The sequence below is a fragment of the Gordonia spumicola genome (genome assembly GCF_009932475.1).
Taxonomy (GTDB): Bacteria; Actinomycetota; Actinomycetes; order Mycobacteriales; family Mycobacteriaceae; genus Gordonia; species Gordonia spumicola.
In genome coordinates this window covers 251,002-273,834 of record NZ_BJOV01000002.1, presented here as the reverse complement: position 1 = coordinate 273,834, position 22,833 = coordinate 251,002, and the positions used below count along the sequence as shown (strand labels likewise).

General features: G+C 66.2%; 46 protein-coding genes. 44 read left to right on the top strand and 2 right to left on the bottom strand.

The genetic code is table 11. The features are described 5' to 3' along the window. Positions 1 to 4: 4 nt before the first annotated feature. Positions 5 to 418: a hypothetical protein gene (locus tag GYB83_RS03400; RefSeq protein WP_228461152.1), complete on the bottom strand. Its 414-nt coding sequence runs from the start codon at positions 416 to 418 to the stop codon at positions 5 to 7. 60 nt (positions 419 to 478) lie between these two features. Then, positions 479 to 1,282 (bottom strand): helix-turn-helix domain-containing protein, encoded by an 804-nt coding sequence (locus GYB83_RS03395; RefSeq protein ID WP_161894158.1) that lies wholly within the window; start codon positions 1,280 to 1,282, stop codon positions 479 to 481. 192 nt (positions 1,283 to 1,474) lie between these two features. Here GYB83_RS03395 and GYB83_RS03390 point away from each other — a divergent pair, with 192 nt between their 5' ends. From GYB83_RS03390 to GYB83_RS03185, 44 genes are all read left to right on the top strand, one after another. Next, on the top strand, positions 1,475 to 1,702 hold the full coding sequence (locus tag GYB83_RS03390) for a helix-turn-helix domain-containing protein (RefSeq protein WP_161894157.1): 228 nt from the start codon (positions 1,475 to 1,477) through the stop codon (positions 1,700 to 1,702). Further along, the gene (locus tag GYB83_RS03385) at positions 1,702 to 2,538 is read left to right on the top strand and encodes a hypothetical protein (protein WP_161894156.1); all 837 of its coding nucleotides are present in this window, start codon (positions 1,702 to 1,704) and stop codon (positions 2,536 to 2,538) included. The genes GYB83_RS03390 and GYB83_RS03385 overlap by 1 nt, the downstream gene beginning before the upstream one ends. A 3-nt stretch (positions 2,539 to 2,541) precedes the next feature. Then, complete coding sequence (locus GYB83_RS03380) at positions 2,542 to 3,414, top strand: hypothetical protein (RefSeq protein WP_228461151.1); 873 nt, start codon at positions 2,542 to 2,544, stop codon at positions 3,412 to 3,414. Positions 3,415 to 3,419: 5 nt separating this feature from the next. Next, positions 3,420 to 3,668 carry a hypothetical protein gene (locus GYB83_RS03375; protein ID WP_161894155.1) on the top strand — a complete coding sequence of 83 codons (249 nt, stop codon included), beginning with the start codon at positions 3,420 to 3,422 and terminating at the stop codon, positions 3,666 to 3,668. Then, a complete protein-coding gene (locus GYB83_RS03370; RefSeq protein WP_161894154.1) occupies positions 3,665 to 3,847 on the top strand; it encodes a hypothetical protein in 183 nt (60 codons plus the stop codon). Before GYB83_RS03375 ends, GYB83_RS03370 begins: the two co-directional genes overlap by 4 nt. Next, a complete protein-coding gene (locus GYB83_RS03365; protein ID WP_161894153.1) occupies positions 3,844 to 4,146 on the top strand; it encodes a hypothetical protein in 303 nt (100 codons plus the stop codon). The genes GYB83_RS03370 and GYB83_RS03365 overlap by 4 nt, the downstream gene beginning before the upstream one ends. After that, on the top strand, positions 4,143 to 4,355 hold the full coding sequence (locus GYB83_RS03360) for a hypothetical protein (RefSeq protein ID WP_161894152.1): 213 nt from the start codon (positions 4,143 to 4,145) through the stop codon (positions 4,353 to 4,355). Before GYB83_RS03365 ends, GYB83_RS03360 begins: the two co-directional genes overlap by 4 nt. Next, positions 4,352 to 4,681 (top strand): hypothetical protein, encoded by a 330-nt coding sequence (locus GYB83_RS03355; protein WP_161894151.1) that lies wholly within the window; start codon positions 4,352 to 4,354, stop codon positions 4,679 to 4,681. The genes GYB83_RS03360 and GYB83_RS03355 overlap by 4 nt, the downstream gene beginning before the upstream one ends. Then, positions 4,678 to 4,842: a hypothetical protein gene (locus GYB83_RS03350; RefSeq protein WP_161894150.1), complete on the top strand. Its 165-nt coding sequence runs from the start codon at positions 4,678 to 4,680 to the stop codon at positions 4,840 to 4,842. Before GYB83_RS03355 ends, GYB83_RS03350 begins: the two co-directional genes overlap by 4 nt. Then, positions 4,839 to 5,042, top strand: a complete 204-nt coding sequence (locus GYB83_RS03345; RefSeq protein WP_161894149.1) for a hypothetical protein — start codon at positions 4,839 to 4,841, stop codon at positions 5,040 to 5,042. Before GYB83_RS03350 ends, GYB83_RS03345 begins: the two co-directional genes overlap by 4 nt. Further along, the gene (locus GYB83_RS03340; RefSeq protein WP_161894148.1) at positions 5,035 to 5,286 is read left to right on the top strand and encodes a hypothetical protein; all 252 of its coding nucleotides are present in this window, start codon (positions 5,035 to 5,037) and stop codon (positions 5,284 to 5,286) included. The genes GYB83_RS03345 and GYB83_RS03340 overlap by 8 nt, the downstream gene beginning before the upstream one ends. Continuing rightward, positions 5,283 to 5,450, top strand: a complete 168-nt coding sequence (locus GYB83_RS03335; RefSeq protein ID WP_161894147.1) for a hypothetical protein — start codon at positions 5,283 to 5,285, stop codon at positions 5,448 to 5,450. Before GYB83_RS03340 ends, GYB83_RS03335 begins: the two co-directional genes overlap by 4 nt. 67 nt (positions 5,451 to 5,517) lie before the next feature. Beyond that, positions 5,518 to 6,438: a DUF7666 domain-containing protein gene (locus GYB83_RS03330; RefSeq protein ID WP_161894146.1), complete on the top strand. Its 921-nt coding sequence runs from the start codon at positions 5,518 to 5,520 to the stop codon at positions 6,436 to 6,438. Next, positions 6,435 to 6,698: a hypothetical protein gene (locus tag GYB83_RS03325; RefSeq protein ID WP_161894145.1), complete on the top strand. Its 264-nt coding sequence runs from the start codon at positions 6,435 to 6,437 to the stop codon at positions 6,696 to 6,698. Before GYB83_RS03330 ends, GYB83_RS03325 begins: the two co-directional genes overlap by 4 nt. Further along, positions 6,695 to 6,868, top strand: coding sequence for a hypothetical protein (locus GYB83_RS03320; protein WP_161894144.1), 174 nt, complete (start codon positions 6,695 to 6,697; stop codon positions 6,866 to 6,868). Before GYB83_RS03325 ends, GYB83_RS03320 begins: the two co-directional genes overlap by 4 nt. Next, complete coding sequence (locus tag GYB83_RS03315; protein ID WP_161894143.1) at positions 6,865 to 7,023, top strand: hypothetical protein; 159 nt, start codon at positions 6,865 to 6,867, stop codon at positions 7,021 to 7,023. The genes GYB83_RS03320 and GYB83_RS03315 overlap by 4 nt, the downstream gene beginning before the upstream one ends. Then, positions 7,020 to 7,934 carry a lambda-exonuclease family protein gene (locus tag GYB83_RS03310; RefSeq protein ID WP_161894142.1) on the top strand — a complete coding sequence of 305 codons (915 nt, stop codon included), beginning with the start codon at positions 7,020 to 7,022 and terminating at the stop codon, positions 7,932 to 7,934. Before GYB83_RS03315 ends, GYB83_RS03310 begins: the two co-directional genes overlap by 4 nt. Beyond that, positions 7,931 to 8,779: a hypothetical protein gene (locus GYB83_RS03305; protein WP_161894141.1), complete on the top strand. Its 849-nt coding sequence runs from the start codon at positions 7,931 to 7,933 to the stop codon at positions 8,777 to 8,779. The genes GYB83_RS03310 and GYB83_RS03305 overlap by 4 nt, the downstream gene beginning before the upstream one ends. After that, positions 8,776 to 9,219, top strand: coding sequence for a WhiB family transcriptional regulator (locus tag GYB83_RS24050; RefSeq protein ID WP_161894140.1), 444 nt, complete (start codon positions 8,776 to 8,778; stop codon positions 9,217 to 9,219). Before GYB83_RS03305 ends, GYB83_RS24050 begins: the two co-directional genes overlap by 4 nt. Beyond that, the gene (locus GYB83_RS03295) at positions 9,212 to 9,349 is read left to right on the top strand and encodes a hypothetical protein (protein WP_161894139.1); all 138 of its coding nucleotides are present in this window, start codon (positions 9,212 to 9,214) and stop codon (positions 9,347 to 9,349) included. Before GYB83_RS24050 ends, GYB83_RS03295 begins: the two co-directional genes overlap by 8 nt. Beyond that, on the top strand, positions 9,346 to 9,843 hold the full coding sequence (locus GYB83_RS03290) for a hypothetical protein (protein WP_161894138.1): 498 nt from the start codon (positions 9,346 to 9,348) through the stop codon (positions 9,841 to 9,843). Before GYB83_RS03295 ends, GYB83_RS03290 begins: the two co-directional genes overlap by 4 nt. Next, on the top strand, positions 9,840 to 10,223 hold the full coding sequence (locus tag GYB83_RS03285; protein ID WP_161894137.1) for a hypothetical protein: 384 nt from the start codon (positions 9,840 to 9,842) through the stop codon (positions 10,221 to 10,223). The genes GYB83_RS03290 and GYB83_RS03285 overlap by 4 nt, the downstream gene beginning before the upstream one ends. Then, complete coding sequence (locus GYB83_RS03280; protein WP_161894136.1) at positions 10,216 to 10,443, top strand: hypothetical protein; 228 nt, start codon at positions 10,216 to 10,218, stop codon at positions 10,441 to 10,443. The genes GYB83_RS03285 and GYB83_RS03280 overlap by 8 nt, the downstream gene beginning before the upstream one ends. Next, positions 10,440 to 10,691 carry a hypothetical protein gene (locus GYB83_RS03275; protein WP_161894135.1) on the top strand — a complete coding sequence of 84 codons (252 nt, stop codon included), beginning with the start codon at positions 10,440 to 10,442 and terminating at the stop codon, positions 10,689 to 10,691. Before GYB83_RS03280 ends, GYB83_RS03275 begins: the two co-directional genes overlap by 4 nt. Continuing rightward, complete coding sequence (locus tag GYB83_RS03270; RefSeq protein ID WP_161894134.1) at positions 10,684 to 11,412, top strand: hypothetical protein; 729 nt, start codon at positions 10,684 to 10,686, stop codon at positions 11,410 to 11,412. Before GYB83_RS03275 ends, GYB83_RS03270 begins: the two co-directional genes overlap by 8 nt. Positions 11,413 to 11,803: 391 nt before the next feature. Then, positions 11,804 to 12,082 (top strand): hypothetical protein, encoded by a 279-nt coding sequence (locus GYB83_RS03265; RefSeq protein WP_161894133.1) that lies wholly within the window; start codon positions 11,804 to 11,806, stop codon positions 12,080 to 12,082. 193 nt (positions 12,083 to 12,275) lie between these two features. After that, positions 12,276 to 12,431 carry a hypothetical protein gene (locus tag GYB83_RS03260; RefSeq protein ID WP_161894132.1) on the top strand — a complete coding sequence of 52 codons (156 nt, stop codon included), beginning with the start codon at positions 12,276 to 12,278 and terminating at the stop codon, positions 12,429 to 12,431. Then, on the top strand, positions 12,428 to 12,574 hold the full coding sequence (locus GYB83_RS03255; protein WP_161894131.1) for a hypothetical protein: 147 nt from the start codon (positions 12,428 to 12,430) through the stop codon (positions 12,572 to 12,574). The genes GYB83_RS03260 and GYB83_RS03255 overlap by 4 nt, the downstream gene beginning before the upstream one ends. Before the next feature lie 542 nt (positions 12,575 to 13,116). Further along, entirely contained in the window at positions 13,117 to 13,458 is a 342-nt protein-coding gene (locus GYB83_RS03250; RefSeq protein ID WP_161894130.1) for a hypothetical protein, read from the top strand. After that, positions 13,455 to 13,955 (top strand): hypothetical protein, encoded by a 501-nt coding sequence (locus GYB83_RS03245; protein ID WP_161894129.1) that lies wholly within the window; start codon positions 13,455 to 13,457, stop codon positions 13,953 to 13,955. The genes GYB83_RS03250 and GYB83_RS03245 overlap by 4 nt, the downstream gene beginning before the upstream one ends. After that, the gene (locus GYB83_RS03240) at positions 13,952 to 14,347 is read left to right on the top strand and encodes a RusA family crossover junction endodeoxyribonuclease (protein ID WP_161894128.1); all 396 of its coding nucleotides are present in this window, start codon (positions 13,952 to 13,954) and stop codon (positions 14,345 to 14,347) included. The genes GYB83_RS03245 and GYB83_RS03240 overlap by 4 nt, the downstream gene beginning before the upstream one ends. Positions 14,348 to 14,474: 127 nt before the next feature. Then, positions 14,475 to 15,200: a hypothetical protein gene (locus tag GYB83_RS23510; protein ID WP_228461150.1), complete on the top strand. Its 726-nt coding sequence runs from the start codon at positions 14,475 to 14,477 to the stop codon at positions 15,198 to 15,200. Between the two features lie 83 nt (positions 15,201 to 15,283). Further along, positions 15,284 to 15,916, top strand: coding sequence for a GIY-YIG nuclease family protein (locus GYB83_RS03230; RefSeq protein ID WP_161894127.1), 633 nt, complete (start codon positions 15,284 to 15,286; stop codon positions 15,914 to 15,916). Positions 15,917 to 16,100: 184 nt separating this feature from the next. Further along, positions 16,101 to 16,340 carry a DUF7427 family protein gene (locus tag GYB83_RS24220; protein ID WP_443093428.1) on the top strand — a complete coding sequence of 80 codons (240 nt, stop codon included), beginning with the start codon at positions 16,101 to 16,103 and terminating at the stop codon, positions 16,338 to 16,340. A gap of 73 nt (positions 16,341 to 16,413) precedes the next feature. Continuing rightward, positions 16,414 to 16,617 carry a hypothetical protein gene (locus tag GYB83_RS03225; protein WP_161894126.1) on the top strand — a complete coding sequence of 68 codons (204 nt, stop codon included), beginning with the start codon at positions 16,414 to 16,416 and terminating at the stop codon, positions 16,615 to 16,617. Next, entirely contained in the window at positions 16,614 to 16,748 is a 135-nt protein-coding gene (locus GYB83_RS23805) for a hypothetical protein (RefSeq protein ID WP_267130312.1), read from the top strand. Before GYB83_RS03225 ends, GYB83_RS23805 begins: the two co-directional genes overlap by 4 nt. Beyond that, complete coding sequence (locus tag GYB83_RS03220) at positions 16,745 to 16,912, top strand: hypothetical protein (protein WP_161894125.1); 168 nt, start codon at positions 16,745 to 16,747, stop codon at positions 16,910 to 16,912. Before GYB83_RS23805 ends, GYB83_RS03220 begins: the two co-directional genes overlap by 4 nt. Next, on the top strand, positions 16,909 to 17,094 hold the full coding sequence (locus GYB83_RS03215; RefSeq protein WP_161894124.1) for a hypothetical protein: 186 nt from the start codon (positions 16,909 to 16,911) through the stop codon (positions 17,092 to 17,094). Before GYB83_RS03220 ends, GYB83_RS03215 begins: the two co-directional genes overlap by 4 nt. A 142-nt stretch (positions 17,095 to 17,236) precedes the next feature. After that, complete coding sequence (locus tag GYB83_RS03210) at positions 17,237 to 17,515, top strand: HNH endonuclease (RefSeq protein WP_161894123.1); 279 nt, start codon at positions 17,237 to 17,239, stop codon at positions 17,513 to 17,515. 558 nt (positions 17,516 to 18,073) lie between these two features. After that, positions 18,074 to 18,445, top strand: a complete 372-nt coding sequence (locus tag GYB83_RS03205; RefSeq protein ID WP_161894122.1) for an HNH endonuclease — start codon at positions 18,074 to 18,076, stop codon at positions 18,443 to 18,445. 118 nt (positions 18,446 to 18,563) lie between these two features. After that, the gene (locus tag GYB83_RS03200) at positions 18,564 to 18,869 is read left to right on the top strand and encodes a hypothetical protein (protein WP_161894121.1); all 306 of its coding nucleotides are present in this window, start codon (positions 18,564 to 18,566) and stop codon (positions 18,867 to 18,869) included. Continuing rightward, complete coding sequence (locus GYB83_RS03195) at positions 18,853 to 20,298, top strand: terminase large subunit domain-containing protein (protein WP_186349701.1); 1,446 nt, start codon at positions 18,853 to 18,855, stop codon at positions 20,296 to 20,298. Before GYB83_RS03200 ends, GYB83_RS03195 begins: the two co-directional genes overlap by 17 nt. Further along, complete coding sequence (locus GYB83_RS03190; RefSeq protein WP_161894120.1) at positions 20,295 to 21,899, top strand: phage portal protein; 1,605 nt, start codon at positions 20,295 to 20,297, stop codon at positions 21,897 to 21,899. The genes GYB83_RS03195 and GYB83_RS03190 overlap by 4 nt, the downstream gene beginning before the upstream one ends. Then, the gene (locus GYB83_RS03185) at positions 21,896 to 22,768 is read left to right on the top strand and encodes a VG15 protein (RefSeq protein WP_161894119.1); all 873 of its coding nucleotides are present in this window, start codon (positions 21,896 to 21,898) and stop codon (positions 22,766 to 22,768) included. The genes GYB83_RS03190 and GYB83_RS03185 overlap by 4 nt, the downstream gene beginning before the upstream one ends. The last annotated feature ends 65 nt before the right edge of the window (positions 22,769 to 22,833 follow it).

Genomic DNA, 22,833 nt, shown 5'->3' with positions numbered 1-22,833 from the left:
TCGGTCATGCCGTCCACGACCAGTCGCCGTCGGTGGCGGCCTCGATCTGTGCGACCTCGATCGGGTCGAGGTGCTGCATTCGGCACGCCGCCGCCTGCCGGTCCACCCACAGGTGGTCGGCGAGGTCGGCGACGGTCGGGTGCCGCAGCCACCGGAAGGCGTCGACGAGCTGGTCGGTGGTGATGAGCCGGCGTGCCGTCTCCCGCTCGACGGCTGCCTCGCTCGCGTCTGGCTGCTCGATGTGGATGATCTCGTGCGTGAGGGTGGTCCGCCGCTCGGCTTGGGTGAGGCCGCGGTGCAGCCAGATCTTGCGCTCCCCGAGGAGTCCCATCGCGTCGCCCGCGAGGCGGCGCGTGCAGTCGATGATGAGGTCGGGGTGGTGGTCGCGGGCCCACCGCCACGGATGCCATGCGTTCATGTCCGGCATGTGACCACACCCCGCCGACAGAAACCGCCGCGACCAGGAACTACACGCGTGTTATTCGTCCCAGCCGGTGTCCTGGTTCTCTTCGCCGATGCCGTCCGCGCCCTCGTCCTCGAACCCGAACTTCGGGTCCAGTCGCCGGGCCGCGATCGCATCGTCCGGCCGCTCCGGTAAAGCCTCACGCCTTGATCGACGCTCCGACAAGTCTGTGGGCTTGTCATCGTTCTTCTGGTCTTCGGTGCCCTGTGCTCGCGCGGCCGCCGTCGGATCGGCGGCGTCAGTGGCAGGTTGTTCGGCATGGGGTATCTCCTTCTGAAGTTCGGCGATTGTGCTGCGGATGACCACTACGGATGCGTCAAGGTCATCTACCGCTCGAGACTTGTCGGATGTAGAGAGGGATTCGGCCGCAGAGTCGAGCAGTCTCCCGGCCGCGCGGATGCGCCTGTCTGCGATGACGCTTGCGCGATCCGGCTGGTGGCGCATTGTCTCTTGAATGTCCGCGAGGTCTCCAAGCACAGACCTGTACCGGGATTCTTCGGGGGTGTTGTCGGGCACATCGACTTGGTTCGGGTCGATATAGAAGCGTTCCTCGCCGAACTCATCAACAGCCGCCAGTCCATCGATCGCGATCGCGGACCCACCACTCTTGATGCTGTCGAGCGAACCTGGCTGCCACTGGAGCGCCACCTCAATCTTCCGCAGCGTTCGGTCTCGAGGCCAGCGTTCGCCACGCTCCAGGGAGCGAAGCGTCTTCGGATCGACACCGGCTGCTGACGCGAGACCTGCAGCGTCCATCTGCAGACGCGCCCTCCGGTTCGCAACGATCTGGCCGACCTCTCCAAGCTGTCGTTCGTTCATGGCTCAAGTGTGAGGGGAACACCAAGGAACATCAACAGCGACACTTCAGGGAACACCACCTGCTAGAGCGGAAAAACACGAAGGGAACTACATAGATGTAGTTCCCTTCTGACGTGCTCAAACATGGAAGTTCCGCAATGTTCCCTCGGGCACTGTTGACATGTTCCCTATAGTTCCCTACGGTTGGTAACTATGAACGAAGACAGGGAACACACGGGAGCAGTGCTCCGTGCACTACGGGAACTCAGGGGCTTCAAGCCCGACGAGTTTGCGGGGAAGATCCGCATCTCGCGCCCCTACCTCGCCAACATTGAAGCTGGCCGCAAGCCGCTGACAGACGTCCTCCTGGCGCGCTCCGCAAGGGTCCTTGAGGTACCGCAGATCGCCATTCGTCGCCCCCCGGAAGACGAGGTCGCTTGATGGCTTCCGACGATATGGAGTTCATGCTTCGCGCGACTTCGTCGATCTGCGATCCCGAAGGTGCGCTTGCGCTCGACGAGCAGGAGCAGGTGATCGAGCGCGGCTTGCAGTCGTTCATCGAGATCGGGCGAGCACTGGCGACCATCCGCGACGGACGCCTGTACCTGCACAAGTACTCGTCATTCGAGGCCTACTGCCGGAGTCGGTGGAACCTCACCCGGAAGCGCGCCTACGACCTCATGTCGGCCGCGACTGTCGTGGACGGCATGGAAGCCGCGCTAGACATGGCGATGTCACCAATTGGTGACACCACGTTGCCCGCGAACGAGGGGCAGGCGCGTGAACTCGCCGGGCTTGATCCCGCCGAAGCGGTCGGCGTCATGAATGAAGTCAATGACGAGACCGGCGGCAAGCCAACTGCTGCCGCGATCCGTGACGCGGTTCGCGCTCGCCAGCAGATCACCGCAACCGACGAAGACGGGACCGAAGTCGGCGGCATGGTCGACGACCGTGATCCCGTGGACATGTCCGACCAGGACTGGATCGACGCCGCCTACGACGCCGACGCCCTCATCGAGGACGAGCCCGCAGACGAAGACCGTCCGATCACCGAGCCGTCGCCCGCCCCTGCCGTGCCGACGCCGCGCCGTCGGCCGCTCCCCGAATCGTTCGACACTGCCGTCTTCAACCTGAAGCGCGCCGTCGACACGGTCGCCCGCCTCACAGCGGACGACCGCCTGGAAAAGAACAAGGACCAGGTCAAGGCGTCCAACCTGAGTGACCTGGTCCGCGTCCGCGACGCCCTCAACGGCGTCATCAACACCATCGAAGGATAACCCATGTCCCAGCCCAACAACGACGACAACGTCATCCGATTCTTCGGCAAGCCCGTCTCTGCGAACCTGCTCGTCACACCGCAGACCGCGCGCCGCGTCCTCGCCAAGAACACCCGCAACCGGCCCATCAACGAACATCACGTCCAGCAGCTCATCCGCGAGATGGAGTCCGGCCGCTGGGTGTACAACGGCGAAGCGATCAAGTGGTCCGTCGACGACGTCCTCCTCGACGGACAACACCGGCTCACTGCCCTGTCACGGATGCCCGACGACTTCCCCGGCATCACGTTTCTTGTGGTCCGCGGCCTGCCCACCTCGTCGCAAGACACGATGGACCAGGGCCGCAAGCGCACCGCTGGTGACCAGCTCTCCATCGACGGACTCGTCGGAGCGTCGAGCCAGCGGATCATCGCCGGAGCGATCCGTGTCTACATCGAGTGGGTCGAAGGCCGATTCTTCGGCGACCGCGTCCGCAACCGCATCTCGAACCCGGAGATCGTCGAGTGGGCACACCAGCACCCCGTCGAAATGGCGATGCTCCGCGACATCGCGGGCGAACGCCTCCGCCGGATCAAGGCCCGCCCGTCGGTGACCGTCGCGGTCATGCTGATGCTCCGCCAGGTCGACGGCGAAGCGCAACGCGCGTTCTGCGAATCCCTCATCACCGGCGCCAGCCTCGACCCCGGGAACCCAATCCTCGCACTGCGAGACCGGCTCGAGCGGATCAACCAGCAGAAGGTCATCACATCCGACCGAGACCTCGTCGGATTCTTCCTCGTCGCGTGGAACGCGTGGCGTGACGGTAAGTCACTCGGCAAGCTGCAGCGCCCCAAGTCCGGAGCCTGGACCCTCGACACCTTCCCGGAGCCGAAGTGATGAGCATGAACGACACTGCACGATTCACACTCTTCGATCGTCCCGAAGTCAAGACGACTGTGGTTGACGGGGTCACCCACATCGGCGATCTGGATCGCGACGTCGTCCAGGAGTTCGGATTCATTGAGCCGCACGACGCGAGGTCCGACATGATCGGATCGTTGGGGCTCGACGGCCGTGAGTGCGTCGACCTGTACAACGCGCTCGCGGATCACCTCAATACCTTCCGACTGGCGAAGGCGGTGTCGGCATGACCGCGACGAAGCTCGCGTGGGCCCCGACGTTCCGGTCGGGTGGGGACGTGACGCCGCTGTCGGTGACGGTGCTCGACCACACGGACCGCGAGGTGCTGGTGACGGTGTGGGATGACCGCTTCGGCGAGACCGCAGTGTGGCGGGTCGCCGCCGACGCTGTGATCGAGGTGGCGGCATGAGCGACCTGGACCGCATTCACGCACTGCTGGGTGAGATCGCGACGGAGACGGTTCCGTGCGACGGGTTCGACGTCGCATTCCCGGCGCTCACGGTGTCCGGGCATGGCGCGGACGTGCAGGTGATCTACGCCGACCGAGACGAGTACCAGCAGCAGGATGCGCCGGAGTTGCGTGTCCGGCACTTCGACGACACGCCCTGGGCGTCGATCTTCGTCATCGGCCAGCCCGGCGAGTCGATCATCGACGTCCTGGAGCGGGCGGTCGTCTTCGTGCGCACGGAAACGCCGGTACCGCTGTGACCGCTGTGACCGCTGTGACCGCGCCCGCGATCGTGTCGCGTCGTGTCGGCGGCACGCCGCTCGACGTCGCCAAGACCACCGTCACCATCCACCAGCAGCAGGGGGGGCTGGTCGACGTGACGATCGACGACCCCACCCACCGCGACGTCACCACGAGGGTGACGGTCCGCGTCGACGACCTTCTCGCAGCGATCGGAGACCAGCAATGACATCTGCACACGTCACACACCTGAAGCCCGTCCGGCGGTGGCTCCGCGACTTGGGCGCTACGCACGTCGTCGTGGAGGGTGCACGCATCGGCCGACGGAGGATGTCTGTCCACTACGCGCTCGCGCAGGTCCGCACCATGCCGATCGTCGACGCCCACGTCAATCAGATGAAGGGCGTCGCGTCGATCGCCGGGATTGACCCGGTCACGCAGACGGTGCGCACCATCGCGATCCTGCACCAGCCGACGATCCGCATCCCGGACGGTGTCGACGCAGAGGGCCGCGCCGCCTTCACCCACCGACCGTGCGAGGAGGCGGCATCGTGACCAGATCACTCATAGACGTGGAGCGTCACGTCGAGGACGTCATCGAGGACTTCGACTGGCTTGTCGGCGGCGGAGTGTCGCCAGAGCATGCCGCGTCCCGCGTCGGCGTCGCCCTGTCGACGATCAGCACCTACCGGTCGCGGTCGAAGGCGGCATCGTGACCGCCGTCGAACCGGCCGTCATGTCAGAGCAGGCGGCGGAGGCGTTCGAGGTCTTCGTCGATCGCACGGTGACGCACGCCGCCCGCGTCTGCGAGGGCATGACCCCGCTCGCATCCCAAGAAGCATTCGCGCCCGTTCTCGACGCCTGGCAGGCATTCCAGCAGGCGCAGGCCAACCACCAGGAGGATCCCGATGTCTGACTTGATGGACGCGGCGACGATCGCCGAGCGCTTGTCGCCGCCGAATGGCCGGCCCCGGTCCGCGGATTGGGTGCGGCGGAAGATGGTCAAGGAATGGCCGCACACCAAAGTTGGCGGATTCCGTGGCATGACCGAGGCTCAGTTCCAGGAGACACTGGCTCGACTGAGGGTGGAGCCGAACCCCGATCCTGCCGACCGCCCGTCTGGCTTGTCGCCGCGGTCGCGGTCGAAGCGGGCGTCGTGAGCACGCGCCTGATCGACGCGGCGTGCTGCGACATCGTGTGCGGCGACATCGCCGGATACGCGCCCGGCCCGTCCGGGATGCTCGCGCACATCGCGATCACGTCGCCGTTCGGCACGCGTCTTGCGTGGATCGAATGCGACGACCTTCTCATCATCACCACCTGACCACCATTGCCGCTGGTCTCGCCCCGAAGAGGGAGCGGGGCGAGACCAGCCCACCGAAAGGACCATCATGACCATCATCACGGTCACCACCCAGCAGGAGTTGGACAAGGCGCTCGCCGACAAGGCGTGCACGATCTACGTCGAGTCGCCGGACGGCGTCTGGCTGACGCTCAACAGCTCGGGCAGCTCGCACGTCGTGGCGGGGGGCAGCTCGCACGTCGAGGCGGGGGGCAGATCGCACGTCGAGGCGCGGGACAGCTCGCACGTCGAGGCGCGGGACAGCTCGCACGTCGAGGCGCGGGGCAGATCGCACGTCGAGGCGTGGGACAGCTCGCACGTCGTGGCGGGGGGCAGATCGCACGTCGTGGCGCGGGGCAGATCGCACGTCGTGGCGGGGGGCAGCTCGCACGTCGAGGCGTGGGACCGCTCGCACGTCGAGGCGGGGGGCAGATCGCACGTCGAGGCGCGGGACAGCTCGCACGTCGAGGCGCGGGACAGCTCGCACGTCGAGGCGTGGGACCGCTCGCACGTCGAGGCGCGGAGATGCGTCGCCATCCACCTCCACTCACAGCGCGTCACCCTCGACGGCGGCGTCGTCATCGATATGACCGCGGTCGACATGACCGACCCCCGCACGTGGTGCGAGGTCCGCGGCGTCAAGGTCATCCCCGGCGAGACGACCGCCGACGACATCGCGGTCGTCTTCAAGGCGGTCGACGACAAGTGGACGACACCACGCGGCGTCGACTACCGCCCCGGCAGCACGCCGGAGGCCCCCGACTGGGAGCCCACCACCTTCTGTGGTCACGGCCTCCACTTCGGGGTGTCGCCGTCGCGCTCGGCCGACTACCTCCAGGATGCGACGCGCTTCGTCCGCGTCGGTGTCCTCCTGTCAGAGATGGTGCCGCTCGACGACAAGTGCAAGGCGAAGCGCGTCGTCACGGCGTGTGTCGCTGTCGACCGTGAGGGCCGCGAGGTGACGGCATGAGCACGCACGTCTATGACCAGCTTCTCGACGGCTCGACGGTCGTCGTGGACCGTGCCGAGTGGGAGCGACTGCACCCCGACTCCACGCCCGACCGCATGGACGACGACTGGGCGTACTTCGGCGCGGATGCCGAGGCGCGACTCACGGTCGACGGTCCGCTCGTTTGGAACGGCCGTCGCTGGGGCCGCATCGACGAGGCCGAGCGGAGCGCGCTGGACACGCTCCGGGCGGTCGCGTGGGCACGCGGGGCGACGTCGTGAACGCCGCCGCGGACGCGCTCATCGCCTGCGTCATCGGCTTCACCGGATGGGTGATCGGCGTCAGCATGGGCCTGCGCGTCAAGCCCGGCAAGCTCGACGTCCCCGACGACCACCCCGCCCTCGGCGGGCCGCTCGGCGACATCGTCCGCAACGGCAAGGTGCGGCGATGAGCCGCGACACATGCAGCTGCGCGTACGGCCCCGCCACCTCCTGGCGGCACGAGCCGCACTGCATGACCTACGGCGCGTGGTGCGAGGACTGCGCCACCGACACCCACACTGCCGATACCTGCACCAACACCATCATCGTCCGGGAGGCGTCATGACCACGGGCATCATCCTCGATCACGCGGTCGATCCCGGCTCGCCGGAGTGGCTGCGGCACATGACGGCGTCGAAGATCGCCGCCGTCGTCGGCCTCTCCCGCCACGACACCCCGCACTCGCTGTGGCACAAGATGGCCGGCACCACGCCGCCCGAACCGCAGACGCGGGCACAGACGCGGGGGCACGTGTTCGAGCCGCTGATCCGCGGGTGGCTCGCCGAGCTGCACCCGGAGTGGGCGGTCGCGTCGACCGGGACGTGGCAGCACGCGACGGAGTCGTGGGCGCTGGCCCAGCCCGACGGCGTCGTCCACGTCGACGGGCGGCTCGCGCTCCTGGAGATCAAGACCGCGCGTGACCACTGGATGTGGGCGCGTGACGGCGTCCCCGTCGCTTATCAGGCGCAGGTCCAGTGGCAGATGTGGGTGACCGGCGCGTCCCGCTGCCTGGTCGCATCGTGTGGAGGCGACGAGCTGATCGACATGAAGCCCGCCGAGACGTGGATCGACGCTGACGAGGGCGTGCAGCGGTGGCTTGCGCGTGAGGGGCGACTGTTCCTCGACTCGCTGGACCTCGGCATCGCCCCGGCCGCTGACTACCGCCGCACCGAGGATCGGCAGGCGTTGCGCTGGCAGCACCCCGTCGTTGTTGACGATCCCGGCGTCGAGATCCCCGACGAGATCGCCGGCGCCTTCCTGGCCGCGATCGGCGCCCATGACGTCGCGGAGTCGGCGAAGGCGGTCGCGGCCGCCGAGCTTGCCGCGTTCCTCGGCGACAGCAAGAAGGCGACGTGGCGCGGCGTCACGCTCGGCACGCGCCGCAAGGGCCGCGGCGACGGACCGCCCACATTCTCCACAGCACCCAAGCTCGCCGACAAGGCCAGCGACCTCCTGAAAGGACTCGAAGCAGCATGAGCACCGACCTTGCCTTGATTGGCACCGACTCGGCCCGCGAACTCGCGGTTAACGCGGAGCGGGCCCGCATGATGGCGGGTGCGCGTGATGCGCTCCCGCGCCAGTACCGCGACAATCCGGCCGCCCTTCTGGTGGCGTTCGAGTTCGCCGACGCTCTCGGCGTGCCCCGCATCAGCGCCCTCACGGGTGTGCACATCGTCGATGGAAAGCCGACCGCGTCGGCTGACCTGATCGGCGCACTGGTCCGCAAGGCAGGCCACAAGCTCCGCGTGAAGGGCGACGAAACCTACGCGGAGGCGGTGATCATCCGCGCGGATGATCCCGACTTCGTGCCCGACCCGATCCGCTGGGATTTGGACCGCGCCCGCAAGGCTGGCCTTCTCGGCAAGAAGGGGCCGTGGCAGTCCTATCCAGGCGCGATGATGCGCGCCCGCGCGGTGACGGAAGCGGCCCGCATGTGGGCGTCGGAGGCGCTGTTCGGCGTCATCTATGCGCCGGAGGAGTTGGGTGTTGACGTCGACGTGGACGGCGCGCCGATCGCGGATGCGCCGCGCCGCGTGGAGTCGGAGCAGGTGCAGCAGCAGCCCGCGCCGATCGCCGAGCCTGCTGCGCCCGCCGCCGAGCCGGTCCCGGCGGACATGGCGGCGCGCATCGCGGCGTCGGAGGACGCGGAGGGCTTGCGGAAGCTGGCGGACTTCCTGCCGCGCAAGTACGGCGACACGGACGAGGTGGCGGACCTGCTGCTGGCTATCGCACAGCGCATCGACGCCCTGACTGCGCCCGCCGAGCCGGAGCCGGAGCTGACGCCCGACGCCGACGTCGTGGATGTGGAGGTGCAGTCATGAGGCGCACCCCAGAGTCGACCCCGTGCCAGGGCCGAAGCGAGTTCACGTCGGATGACCGCGACGTCCTGTTGCGGGTGGCGATGGTGTGTTTCCACTGCCCGGTCCGTGTCGCGTGCCGTGAGGGTGCGGAGGCGCGCGGCGAGTCGTTCGGCGTGTGGGGCGGGAAGGTTTTCGCTCGCGAGTCGCGCCCACCGGGCCGTCCTCGGCGGTCAGTATGCGCTAAGGGTTTGCATGACCTGACGGACCCGGCCGCGGTGCATGTCGGCCCGAGTGGCGGGCAGTGCAGGGCGTGCCGTCGGGCCGCCTCGAATGCGGCGAAGACTCGGAAGCGGTTGTGTGAGTGCGGCACGTGGGTGTCGTCCGGCAATCAGGGGGCGCACCGCCGGACGGGGCTGCATGCACGCCGGATGCTCGCCGAGGCGGGTGAGGGCGGTGAGTGAACTGACACTGTTCGACCTCCCGTCGGTGTCCTCGTGGCGCTGCGCGTGTGGCGCGACCGTCCGCCGAGGATTCCTGACCCAGCATCGCCGCACGGCGAAGCACGCCCGACAGATGGAGGCAGCAGCATGACCACGATCGATCCCACCACCTGCAAGCCCGGCGAGGCGTACATGGTCCGCGTGGATGGCCGCGAGTCGATCGCGGTCCGCCTGGACGACGACAGCCGCCCGTGGTGGATCACCGCGGGGTGGCGCAGCGACGACCTCAACACCTGGCACCCCGACTCTGCCGTCACCGTCCTGCACCGTCTCGTCCCCGAGCCGGAGGAGAAGGTGCTCGACGTGCCGATGCAGCCGTGGGACATCCTGCGGGAAGCGGAGTCAATCGCGCGGCACCTCGACGGCATCGAGCGTTCCTCGATCCTGGCGCACGCCAACCACCTCGAACGTGAGCACCGCGCCGCGCAGGAGAAGGCCGAGCAGGACGCCGCGCGGGAAGCGCTGATCGTGAAGGCGGCTTCGGTGTCCGTCACGCATCCGAACGGCGCTGTCGTCTCTGTCGGCCTTCCGTATGCTCGCGCGCTCGCCGATGCTGGCTACCTCGCCGAGGCGGTGCAGCCGTGACCGCGCAGGACGTGATCGCCGCGCACCGATGCATGGGACCTGACCTGATCAACGCCGAGTCCGGGTGGGTGGGCGCGTGTACCTGCGGGTGGCGCGGCACGGCCCCGGTGCGGACACGGGTCGACTGGGAGCGCGAGCACGCCGGACACCAGGTCGACGCCCTCGCCGCCGCCGGGTACGCCGTCGTGAGGTCCGACTGGGCCGCCGGCCAGCGAGTCACCACGGGGCGAGGCCGCACCGCGACCAGCCCTGCCTACGTCGGAGTGATCGACGAGATCATCCCGACGTACCGGATCGCGCTCGACGGCGGAGGTACAGAGACTCGAGGATCTGACGGGATCACCGCCGCTCACGCCGAGGCGGGTGAGGGCCGTGGCTGACCTGGACATGTGGCCTCGCATCGAGGCCGCGATCTACGACACCAAGGTCGGTCGCGCAGACGCCGAGTGGCAGTGGCCCCGATGTCACAAACGCGGCTGCCAGTGCCAGAACGACATCGACTTCGTGTTCAGCCTGTTCACCAAGGCGATCGCCGACAGCGTCTACAAGGAGTTGCTGTGCAAGGCCGTCACCGAACCGGACGACGGCGGTGTGCGATGACCGGCCGTGATCCCGCAGTCGAAGCTGCACAGCGGGCGTGGGACGGCACCGACTGTCACGGGTTCGCCTCGCAGGGCCACGCAATGGAGTCCGCCGCCCGCGCGGCCCTCGCTCCGATCCGCGAACTGCACAAGCCATACCTCTGCCACTGCGACACGCCGCACCACGCGTGCGAAGGGTGCCTCGAAGAGTGGCCGTGCGACACCGCCCGACTCATCTACACCAGCGAGGAGCTGACCAATGACTGACGAGTTTGACGTGGCCGACAGGCTGTCACCATCCCCAAAGGATGATCAATCCGACGTCGCGTCTCGTGCCCGCGCCGCCCTCGACGGCATCACGCCCGGCGATTGGGCCACGTACACGTCCGACAAGGGGCAGATCGCAGTCGTCAGCCCTGACGAGAAGTTCTTCATCGCACTCCTGCACCCGGACGACTGCGACACAGACATGGGCCGCGCGAACATCACGCTGATCGCCGATGCGCCCACCCTCGTCCGCGACCTGCTCGCCGAGAACGAGCGGTTGCGGGATGACCTGCGGGTCGAGCGCATCACCACCCACCTGTGCGAGTCCGTCGACGCCGACCTCCGCGAGGCACGCGCCGAGGTTGAGCGGCTGACCGCCGAGCGGGATCAGGTGATCGCCGCGCATCAGCGGGCCGAAGCACGCGCCACCCTCCACCGCGAAGAACGCGACGAGGCACGCGCCGCCGTCGACCGCGAGGCCGACATCTGGCATCACCTGTCCCTCGCGGCTGGTGGGCCCGTCGGCACGCACGGTGACGCCGTCGACGCGATCGCCAGCCTGCGGCGGGAAACCGACCAAGCCGGGGCAGCAGAGCTACGCGTCCGGCAGCTGCACTCGCCCGTCGACTGCCGGTGCGGCTGCGGCAACACCATCTGCACCGAATGCCCCAGCGAGAACCACCCGTGCCCGACCATCCGCGCGTTCGACGGGGAGGCGTGATGGCTAGCGGCGTCGCACGTACACGAGCTGCGGGCAGTGCAGGCACTCGTAGAACACGGTCGCCGTCGTCGACCCGTCCGGAGGCGCCCCCCACGACCTCACTGCGTTGTCCCGCAGGATCAGCATCCGATCCGGCGTCGACCACGCAACACCGCACCGAGGGCACGCCGCCGGGATCGTCTCAACGACACCCCGCTCGGTCTGCCGCCACTCCGCACCATCCCACCAACACCACGCCATGCGGCGACGGTAGCGCCAACCACCGACAGAAGACGTCGTCGTGAAGTCCTGCACGCATCTCCAAGCCCTCGCCATCAATGCCGTCATCACCACGCTCGCGATCGGCATCTGCCTGTTCGCCGCGTTCTACCAGCCCTGAAAGGAGCCTGTCGTGACCACCACCGAAGTTGTCGCACTCGTACGCACCTGGCTCGACGACCTCCACGCAACACACGCCACCATCACCGGCCCCAACATCAGACCCCGACGCCTCGCCACCGCCACCATCCTCAGCCTCATCCGCACCCTCAACCCCATCAACGCCACCATCGTCAACGATGTCGCGAACGTCGCCGCAGCACCGTACGGCGTCGTCCGCACCGAACTCCGCATCGCCGACCCGTGCATCCGGCACACCACGTGGGAGCACCTCGGGGCAGGTGCAGCATGAGCCTCACCAGAGCCCAGCACGCCACCGCCCAACGTCTCCTCGACGACGGCTGCTCCTACCGGGAGACAGCCAGAACCCTCGGCGTCGGCCGCGCCAGCGTCATGAAAGCACTCCCAGGCTACGGCTGGACATACCGAGAGGCCGGTCAGTTCCGGGCGGCGACCCGCGACCGGGCAGCGGAGAGGCGGCCGGCATGAAGAAGCTTCTCGACCCCGACATCTGCCCGCACCTCACTCTCGACGCACGGGACCCGCGGCACCCGCGATGCCGCCAGTGCGGCACGCCGTGGCCGTTCGTCCACGCCGCAGGGCAGGCCGATGAACCGACACTCTTCGGAGGTGCACAGTGACCGCCAACGACGACCGCAGAAGACGCCTTGACGCGCACGCCCGCGGTGAGTGGTGCGACGCCTGCGGAACCCAGCAGTGGCCGCACGGTGACGAACCCGACGAACTCGTGCTGTTCGCGATGCCGGCAGGGGAGGCGGCATGAGGATTCGGTCAATCAAGCCAGAGTTCTGGCGCGACGAGACAATCGTGTCCCTTCCCATCAGCGCGAGACTGACGTTCATCGGACTCTGGTCCTATGTCGACGACAACGGCGTAGGGGATGCGCGACTGTCATCGATCGTCGCGGATCTGTACGCACATGACCTCTCATGCAATTTGCAAGAGACACTCCGGAGTGTCTCCGGAGACTTGCAGCAATTGCAAAACGCCGGATTGATCGTCATGTACACAGACCCAAACCAGGCTCGACGCGAACTCGTGTTCATCCGCAACTGGGACAAGCACCAAGTCGTCAACCGGCCAAGCAAAGGGCACTCCTACCCTCTCCCAACAGCGGAAATGCTCGACCAGGCAGACACTCATGCAAATTGCATGAGTGTCTCAAGAGACACTCCGGAGACACTCAGTGCTGGAGCAGGGGAGCAGGGGAGCAGGGGAACAGGGGAATCTCTTCCTCCCGCACTTAGGACTGAACCTCACCAGCGCGCGAGCGCGAACACGCGCGAGACGCGAGCCGAAGTCCGAATGCGCGAACTCAACGCCACAGCCCGCTCCGCCGAAGCCGACCGCTTCGCAACAAGCTTCAACCAGTGGGCCGGCGGAGGGATCCCGTCACAGACGCTCATCGAGATCGCCCAGGAAGTCGACACACTCCTCGGCGACCGCATCGACCCCGTGCAGATCGCCGACGGCATCAAGGCATGGCACGCGAGCGACCGGATCTACCCGTCACAGATCCCCAGCTTCGTCGCCAAAGCCGCCAGACCCGCCGACACACCCAAGCCGACGAAGGCGACCCTGCGGGCCGTGTCCACCCTCGACGACGCCGAAGCGCTCATCGCCCAATTCCAGGAAGGCACCGCATGACCCAGCAGCCGACCCCCGACACCATCCGCGCCGTCGCTGCCGCCATCAGCCGCGCCGAAATCCACGACGACCGAATGACATCCGACCCGGCCCGACTCCGCGTCTGGGCCGAGACATGCCAGCCGCACGGCATCACGGACACAGCCCTCGCCTGCCGTGCCGTCGACGAGCACTACACGCGGCCTGATGCCGACACCCTCCGCGTCGGAACATTCGTCGGCACCTACCGGCGCCTGCGGGCGATCGACGCCGAAGCCGACAAGGGCTCCGCGGTCGCCGCGCTCCCGGCAGGCGACCCGCAATCCGGCGGTCTCCCCATTGCCGCCGAGGGTGAACCGGTGTGGGCCGCGTACGACCAGCACGGCGCGATCGACCTGCCGTGCGAGACGTGCGGCGCGGGGGAGCGGGAAGCGTGCGTCAACCTCTCGACCAAGCTGACGCGCAAGATCCCGTGCACATCCAGAACTGCGCATGGGTACAGGAAGGCGCGCCGATGACGACGTTCACGATCGACCTGCCGTATCGGACACCGCCACTCACGCTCAACGGCGGTGTACCCACGTCGGTACCGGCGATGCGAGCCAAAGCCCGCCAGATTCGCTCCGTACGGGCTGACGCCGCAACCCTGGCCCGTCACACCAACCTGCCCCTGAAAGTCGCCCACGCGACGATCCAGCTCCACTACGCCCCATCGCAGACCAGGCACCGAGACCCGATCAACCTCACGCCCACCCAGAAGGCGTTAGTCGACGGCCTCCGCGACTACGGACTCGTCGAAGACGACGACAGCCGGTACGTCACCGATCTGATGCCCGCCATCCACCCAAAGACCGGAACCGGCGTCGGCCGACTCTGGCTCACCATCACCACCCAGGAGGCCGAAGCGTGACCGCCGAACCCGCTTGGTGCTGGGTCTGTGACCGCACCTGTCCACCGCCGCCCGTGTGCGGCACCGACTGCGACACCAGCCCCGAAGCCGAGACCGCCGACCGCATGACCCGAGAGGACCACAGCTAATGACCAGCAACCAGAGCGACCGGACGCTTGACCCCGCACGTTCGATGGTGTCTCGCGCGCACGAGCACTTGCAGCGGCACGAGGTGAAGCGGCTTCGTGAAGTCCTCGCCGGCGTGCCTGGCCTGGTCGAGGATCTGCTCAACGTCGAGTGTCGCACCGCACGGCTGTCGAAGCCGGGCATGAGCAAGGGCCACAGACCGAAGCAGCTCGGGTCGTCGATCCCGTTCCACATCGGTGCCGCCGAAGCGGCCGACCTGCTGCACGCGACGCTCGTCGGATGGGTGCGCGTCATGCTCGACCAGGGCCGCGGGCGGGGGCGACCCGCAGACGCGACACTGTCCATCGCGGCATGGCTGCACCGCAACGCCGAAGCCCTCGCTCTCTGCGAGGGATCGGCCGAAGCGCTCGACGACATCGAGTCGGCCGTCGCGGAGTGCCGGCGCATGGTGGACATTCCGCCGGACGACGAGGTCGTGATCGACCCGCGGCGGCTCGAAGCGGCGAACAAGTCCCTCGTCACCCTGTCCACCATCGAGACCATCGCGCGGAAGATTGGGGAGCCGGGACGCGGGCTGAACCGCGAGCGACTGAGACTCCTGGCGAAGCATCGGGACGTGAAGCCGGCGAGCGAGGACGGCCAGTCCGGGACCAAGTTCTACCGGCTCGGCGACGTGATCGACGCACACCTGCGACGCAAGGCGCGCATCAGCGAGAAGTTGTTGTGAACAGGTAGAATGAGGATAACGGAAAGGCCCCGGCGATCGCTGGAACGACCCCGGGGTGTGGACGAACTACGAAGGAGTTCGACATGGGAAAGACTAGCCGCTGGGTCAATCGCCGCGCGACCCACTACATCGATTCGGAGGCGGCGACCTGCTGCCACCCCGACTGCTACAAGCCCTCGTTCGAGGACATGGCGACCGTGATCCCGCTCTGCGAAGAGCACGTGTACGTCGTCTATCGACAGACGAACCAGATCCTCGGCACGCGGACCGGAGTGGACCAACAGTACGAACTGCTGCCAATGGAGGCGGAGTTCATCCCCGGCCCGTGCCCGGGATGCGGGACTACCGGCCTGCTCGTCGGACTGGCGAACGGCATTGTCGAATGCCGCGCTGGGTCGTGCACCTACTCGCAGGAGCGAACCAAGTTTGGCGCCCACCGCCGAAAGCTGATGGGTATCGCGGCGGGTCGTCGGTCCGTCGTCTACTACATGCGGCTCGGCAACCGGGCGAAGATCGGTACGTCGCAGGGCCTCGCGTCCCGGCTGTCGTCGATCAATCCCGAGGACTGCATGACGTTCGAGCTTGGCGGTCGAGCACTCGAACAGCGTCGGCATGAGCAGTTCCGGCACTTGCGCGTAGTAGGGGAGTGGTTCGACCTGACGCCCGAGCTAGTCCGGCACGTCAATGACATTCAGGTAGTGCCCATACCTGCGTGATACGCTTCGCGTAGCGGGACAGTTGATCACTAGATCAGCGGTCCCGTTTCGCGTATCCGCTCCCCGAAACCGGGTTGAGCGTGCGCACCCTCCCGCCCTGCACGCGCCAACATGCGCGGGCTGGCGCACGGACAACGTCCACGACGCGTGCAGGGCACAACTTCACACCACCCGGGAGGCCATCGTGAGCGGTGGGCGAGCTTGGTGGTGCCTTATCGGTGGCGTCGCAGCGTGGGAAATCTACGCGCTCCGCACCGACCCCGAACGTTTGTTGTCCAGAGCGCTCGACCGTGGGCGCGCAACGCACCCTGTCGCGAACGTGGCCTGCCGCGCAGCAGTCATCGCAACCGCTCTACATCTGTGCCGCGCATACCCGAAGCGGTATGCGCGCTACGACCCGTTCGCGCTGCTCAGGCTTACGTGATCAGCATCGTGCCCAAGCACCTGCCCGCACCCGTGGCGCGGGAGATCAACCGATGGTGGAAGGCGAACGTCCGATGACCGACGAAGACGTACGTGACTTCATTCGCGACCCTGAGCGCGACGAGGGAGACCTCATCACAGACTTTGTCATCGTCTCAGGATTCATCCGACCCGACGGCACCGACGGAATCATCATCACCACATCCCAGAGCGCGCCGAGCTACACGGTTCGCGGACTCCTCGCGTCAGCCATCGACAGCATCGCAGCACGAGGATGACCAGCCTCGCCGCGTGGATCGCCGACCAGATCACCGAAGCTGCACGGCCCATCGCACACAGACTGACCGCCGACACACTCAGCCGCCTGCGCATCCACATCACCGTCCGACTCAGCCTGGAGGACGCATGACTGCCGTCACCAACCCGCGCGCCTGCCAGGCACACCAGCGCACCACCCACGACGGACACCACATCCGCGTCTGGTGCGCCAAGAACAACGGCCACAACGGCGCACACGAAACCTGCGCAGGCGTCACGTTCACCGACCATGAACACGACGGAGGCCAGGCATGATGAACGCAGAACAAGTGCGCTCCGAAGTCAACCGCATCATCATGGCTAGCGCCGACGACGAAGCCGCACACGGTGACGAAGACGAGCTGCTCGCCGCGCTCGTCCGCGACTACTGTCCAGCCGACATCGTCACCGAAGTGCAGCGCCTTGCTGATGCGCCGTTCTCACGGTGGTGTGCATGAGGTTCTGCGAGAGGTGCGGCGTCCGACGGTTGGCCGACTGCTCCATCGTTTGCTTCGCTGAGCGACAACACGACAGCCTCGCCGCCACAGACCACACGCTCTACGTCACCACCACCGGTGACACCGACACGGGCGACGCAGCGTGACAGCCAAGCGCAACACCAGCACACGCGATCGACACAGGCGCATCATCGCCGCCGACCAACCCGCATGCCACTGGTGCAACAACCCCATCAACTACGAGGCACACCACCTCGACCCCAACGCCTTCCAAATCGACCACGTCATACCCCTCGACCGCGGCGGCCCCGACACCCTCGACAACATCGTCCCAGCACACCGATCCTGCAACCGCGCAAAATCAGACCGCATCATCCACAACACCGGCGTAGACTACATCACCGAACGCAACTGGAACTGATCACCAACTAAAAGGCCCCGCGACGGCTGCAACCGTCCGGGGCATTGGCCGAACCCGTAGGAGGAGTTCGACATGACCAATCATATCTGCGCGCATTGTGCAACGCCATGCCAACGCAAGTACTGCAGCCGATCATGCAGCTACCAGTACCGCAAGGCAAGGCAGGACGCGTGCACCAAAGACGGGTGCGACAAGCCGCAACATGCACGTCGCCTATGTGGACCGCACTACGCCGACTGGCACAGGTCGCAGCGCAAGTACACCATCACCTGCGCGCACTGTGGATCGACAGCACAGGTGGCACGGAAGAACGAACGTCACTGCTCGCGCAAGTGCGGTAGTACCACCGCCTCACTGGCAGCAGCCGAAGCTATGCGGCATCGCCCCCCGAAGGTAAAGCGGGAATCCTTCAAGCAATGCGCATGGTGCAACGTCCTCCACACAGAGAGCGGGAAGATGTGCAGCACTGAGTGCGTCGCCGCCGCGAGAGGCAAGAGCACCAGCAAGCTTGGCCCGCTACGAGTCGCCTACGAGTCGCGTGACTACAGTCGCCTGACAATGGAGATCAAGAAGCGTACATCCGAAGACGAAGATCGCGGATGTTGGGTATGGGTTGGTCGAATCAAGCGGGGATACGCCGTGATGCAGATCGGCGATAAGAAGCAGGTACCGGTACATAGGGCGATGCTTGAAGCGAAGCTGGGCATGCCTCTCGGAGAGCAGGCTGCACACCACATGTGCGGCAACTCATTGTGCGTGAATCCTGAGCACCTGCAGCAAGTGACCTGCAGAGAGAATGTTGCGGAGATGCTGGCTCGAACAGATTACACCCGTCGAATCGGACATTTGGAGCGCGCTCTTGCTGCACTCGACCCAGACCATCCGCTACTCCATGAAGCGCCCCTAGGGGGAGTGATCAGGGTCGCCTGAATTAATTTCAGGTACCACCCATATGCCCCTGCCACCCCCTTCTCGACCGCACCTCACGGCATAGGCATTTACCCCCTCCGAACACCCCCCCGCCCCCCCGGTAGCGATTGGAGGCCGCATGACTCGCAAGACGCAATTGCGGTCGGTCGCACCAGATGAGACCGTGCCTGAGCCTGAGAAGCCGCTGTCGTTGACGGAGGCTGTGGCGGCGGGGGACACGTTGGCGATCATGAGGGCTCAGCGGGTCATCATCGCCGAGGGCTTGGAGTCGGCGTTGGACAACACGCGACCCCAGTACTCGAACGAGCTGTCGAAGCTGAACAAGCTGATTGCTGAGGAGGAGGCGCGCCGGCGGACGGCGTCTGCTGAGGCGTCGGTGGTCGCTGATCTTGAGGTCGAGCAGTGGGATGGAACCGGGTATTGACCGCCGTCGGGCGAAGCTGTCGGAGGTCGCCCGCCACGTCGTGACGCCCGAGGGGATTGTCGGGTCGGAGTGGCCGTCGGTGCGGTTGACGTGCCGCCGGCTGGGTTGGGATTTCGACGGTTGGCAGGACGGCGCGTCGATGCTGATTCTGTCGCTCAACGGCGACGGCGAGTATGCGGCGGACACGATCGTCATTTCGATTCCGAGGCAGGTCGGCAAGACGTACATCATCGGCTGCATCATCTTCGCGCTGTGTCTGATGAAGCCGGGCTTGAAGGTCATCTGGACGGCTCAGGTGAAGGACACGGCACTGGAGACGTTCGAGAAGTTCTACGACATGTCGCAGGGCCCGAAGGTTCAGCCGCACATTGAGGCGACGCCAAAGGGCAAGGGCGACGAGGCGATCGTCTTCACGAACGGTTCGAAGATCGAGTTCGGCGCCCGTGACTCTGGTTTCGGTCGAGGCCGAACTGACGTCGATGTCCTGGTCTTCGATGAGGGCCAGCACTTGTCGCTGCAGGCACTTGAGAACATGGGTGCCGCTCAGAACGTTGCTGTGAATCCGCTCTGTCTGGTGATGGGGACTCCTCCGAGGCCTCAGGACAAGGGCGAGTTCTTCACGGTGATGCGGCAGGAAGCGGTCGACGGAGAGTCGGACGGCACGCTCTATATCGAGATGTCGGCGGACCGAGGCTGCGATCCAATGGATCGGGCGCAGTGGATGAAGGCGAACCCGAGCTTCCCGCACCGGACGACGGAGCGGGCGATGTTGCGGCTGCGGAAGAAGCTCCGCAATGAGGATTCGTGGCGGCGTGAGGCGCTGGGTATCTGGGATGACGTGTCGTCGCACCAGATCGTTGTGTCGCCGTCGCAGTGGGCCGAGCTGGTGGATGTCGGCCCCGATGCTGGCGTGAGGCCTGATGCGCTCGCTGTGGACATGTCGCATGCCCGGGAGATCTCGGTGGGTGCGTGCTGGATTGAGGGCGATTCGGCGCATGTCGAGGAGGTGTGGCGCGGCACTGATGAGGCTGCCGCGACTGCCTGGGTTGCTGAGCGTGCTGGCCGCCGTATGCCGGTGGTGATTGACGATGCGTCTCCTGCTGCCTCGATGCAGATCGAGTTGAAGCAGCGTGGCGTGAATGTGGTCCGGTCGGGCGCGACGGACATGGCTCGTGCGTGTGGCCTGGCGGCTGCGCGGATCAAGGCGGGCACGTTGTCGCATGCGGGTCAGCAGTCGGTGAATGACGCTGCTGAGGGTGCACGGAAGCGGCCGATTGGCACGGCTGGCGGGTGGGGGCTGGATCGGAAGGATTCGACGGTGTCGATCTTCCCGCTCGTGGCTGCCTTCCTGGCTCTGCTGGGTGCCACTAAGACTCACCGCCCTGGGCGGTCAACAACGAAGCGTGTACGGAAGGCGGTGATCGGATGACGGTCGCGATTGCTCTGCCCACGCTGGTGTTGTCGGATGACGAGAAGCTCTCAGTGGAGGCGCTACGGCAACGTCTGGTTGCTGTGCGCGTGCACAACAAGAAGAAGGCGGACCTGTACGAGGGTCACACTGATCCCGATGATCTGGGCATCGCAGCTCCGAAGGATCTGCCGGACCTGATCAACGCGGTGATGGGCTGGCCGGGGACTGTCGTTGACGTCCTTGAGGAGCGCCTGGAGTTGCGCGGCTGGACCGGCGCTGAGGACACTCGCCTGGTCGATGTGTTTCGGGACAACCATCTCGGTGTGGAGTCGGGCCGCGGGCACCTGGATGCGCTGATCTATGGCGTCGGGTTCACCACAGTGGGCCGCGGTGACGCGAACGCCGGCGAGCCTGACGTGCTCGTAACGGCAGAGTCGACAGAGTCGTGCACGGTCGATTGGGATTACCGGTCGCGGCGTGCTCGGTCGGCGTTGTCTCAGACGAGCGATGAGCACGGCACGGTCGTGATGGAGACGCTATACCTGCCGAACGAGACGATCCGGTTCGAGAAGTCGGTTGGCGGTCGGCTGGTTGTTGTGGGCCGCGATGTCCACAACCTGGGTCGTGTGCCGGTTGCTCGGATGCTGAATCGGGATCGTGCATCGGACGTGTCGGGGCGGTCGGAGATCACGCGGCCGGTTGCGTACTACACGCGCGCCGCGGTTCGGACGCTCAGCGGCATGGAAATCAACCGCGAGTTCTACACGTCTCCGAAGTGGACGATCCTCAATGCTGATCCTGAGGTGTTCGGGATGTCGGAGGAGAAGTCGCCGGAGCAGAATGCTCGCGCTGGCTTCCGGGCAACTGCGGGCAGGTTGAACATTGTGCCGGTGCAGTATGACGAGGACGGCAACCCGGTGACGCCGAGCTTTCACGAGTTCCGTCCTGCGCCGCCGACGCCGTACATCGAGCAGATCAAGGCCTACTCGCAGTTGCTCGCCGCGGAGTCGGGGATCCCGGCACCGTATCTCGGTTTCGTGACGGACAACCCGTCGAGCGCGGATTCAATTCGTCAGCAGGAGTACCGGCTGGTGAAGCGCGCCGAGCGGCGGCAGACGTCGTTCGGGTACGGATGGCTCGAGGTTGGCCGTCTGGCGCTGGAGATCATGGGCGAATACGACGTCGAGACGTTCCGCGAGATCGGCGTGAACTGGCGTGATGCGTCGACACCCACGCGTGCCGCAGCGGCCGACGAAGCATCAAAGCTCATCGGGTCTGGCGTGCTGGCTCCGACGTCGGTGGTCACGTACGACCGCGTCGGGTTGTCGCCGCAGGAGCAGCAGCAGCTAAAAGCCGAGCAGCGCGCGGATGGGGTATCAGCGTTGATAGCGAAGATCGGCGAACAGCCGCAGGCAATCGCGGAGGCCGCGGAAGATCCGACTCGGGACGCGAACGTTCTGAAGGCGAGGTTCGAGGCTCTGGGTATCGCCGTGCGTGCTGGAGTGGACCCTGAGGATGCGGCGAACCGTCTTGGCTTGAACGGAATCAAGTTGACGGGCGGCATCCCGGTGGCGCTGCGTATGCCCGAGCAGGATGCGGCGAAGCTCGAATCGCGATGACTCCGACCGAGGTGCGCGCACTGCTCGCTGAATTGGATCGCCGTCTTGGGCGTGACCTGGCCGGGTTCTGGCGCGCGATCGCACAGTCTGACCCGGCCCAGTTCCGGGCGCTACTGGTGGACGCTTATCCGGAGATTATTGCCCCGTACGAGGCGACGGCGATTGAACTCGGCACGCAGTGGTATGACGAGTCGCCGTCAACGACGCCATATCGGGCTAAGCCTGTGGGACTGGCGCCGCCGCAACAGTTGAGCGAGTCTGCGCTGTGGGCATTGAACTCGACGTCGGGAGAGGCGGGTCTGACCGTGTTGCTCGGATCTGCGTCTCGGACACTGATGAACGGGCTGCGCGACACGGTGGTGGCTAATGCTGCTGCTGAACCTGGAGCCCGGTGGGTGCGTCATGCGTCAGCGAACGCTTGCTCGTTCTGCCGGATGCTGTGCACTCGTCATGTCGGTCCGAACGCAACCTTCTATCGGAGCGAGGATGCCTCGACTCGCGTGGTTGGCCGGAGCATTGACTTGACGGTGGCTGATAGGCGTGCGATCGCGGCGGGTTTGATGACCAGGGAAGAGGCGCTCGCCAGCCGCGCGTACTACTCGGATTCTCGGGCTGCAGCGAAGGTCGGTCGATCCGTTGGTGAAGCGAAGTTGCGGAGGCCGCGCGGGACGCGTGATCTCGGCGAGAAGTACCACGATAACTGTCACTGCTTGAGCGTGATGGTCCGTCCAGGAGGCAGCTATACGCCTCCGCCGTATGTGGATGACTGGAATGAGCAGTACATCCAGGCGCGCGAGGCTGCCGGTGGTGACACGACGAAGATCATCACTGAGATGGACCGCATGTCTCGCGGGGCTCGTACTCGCTGACTTCCGCCTCACGTGGCGAAGGCGCTCGGCCTGGCACTCAACAGGCTCTAGACCACCCCGGCCGA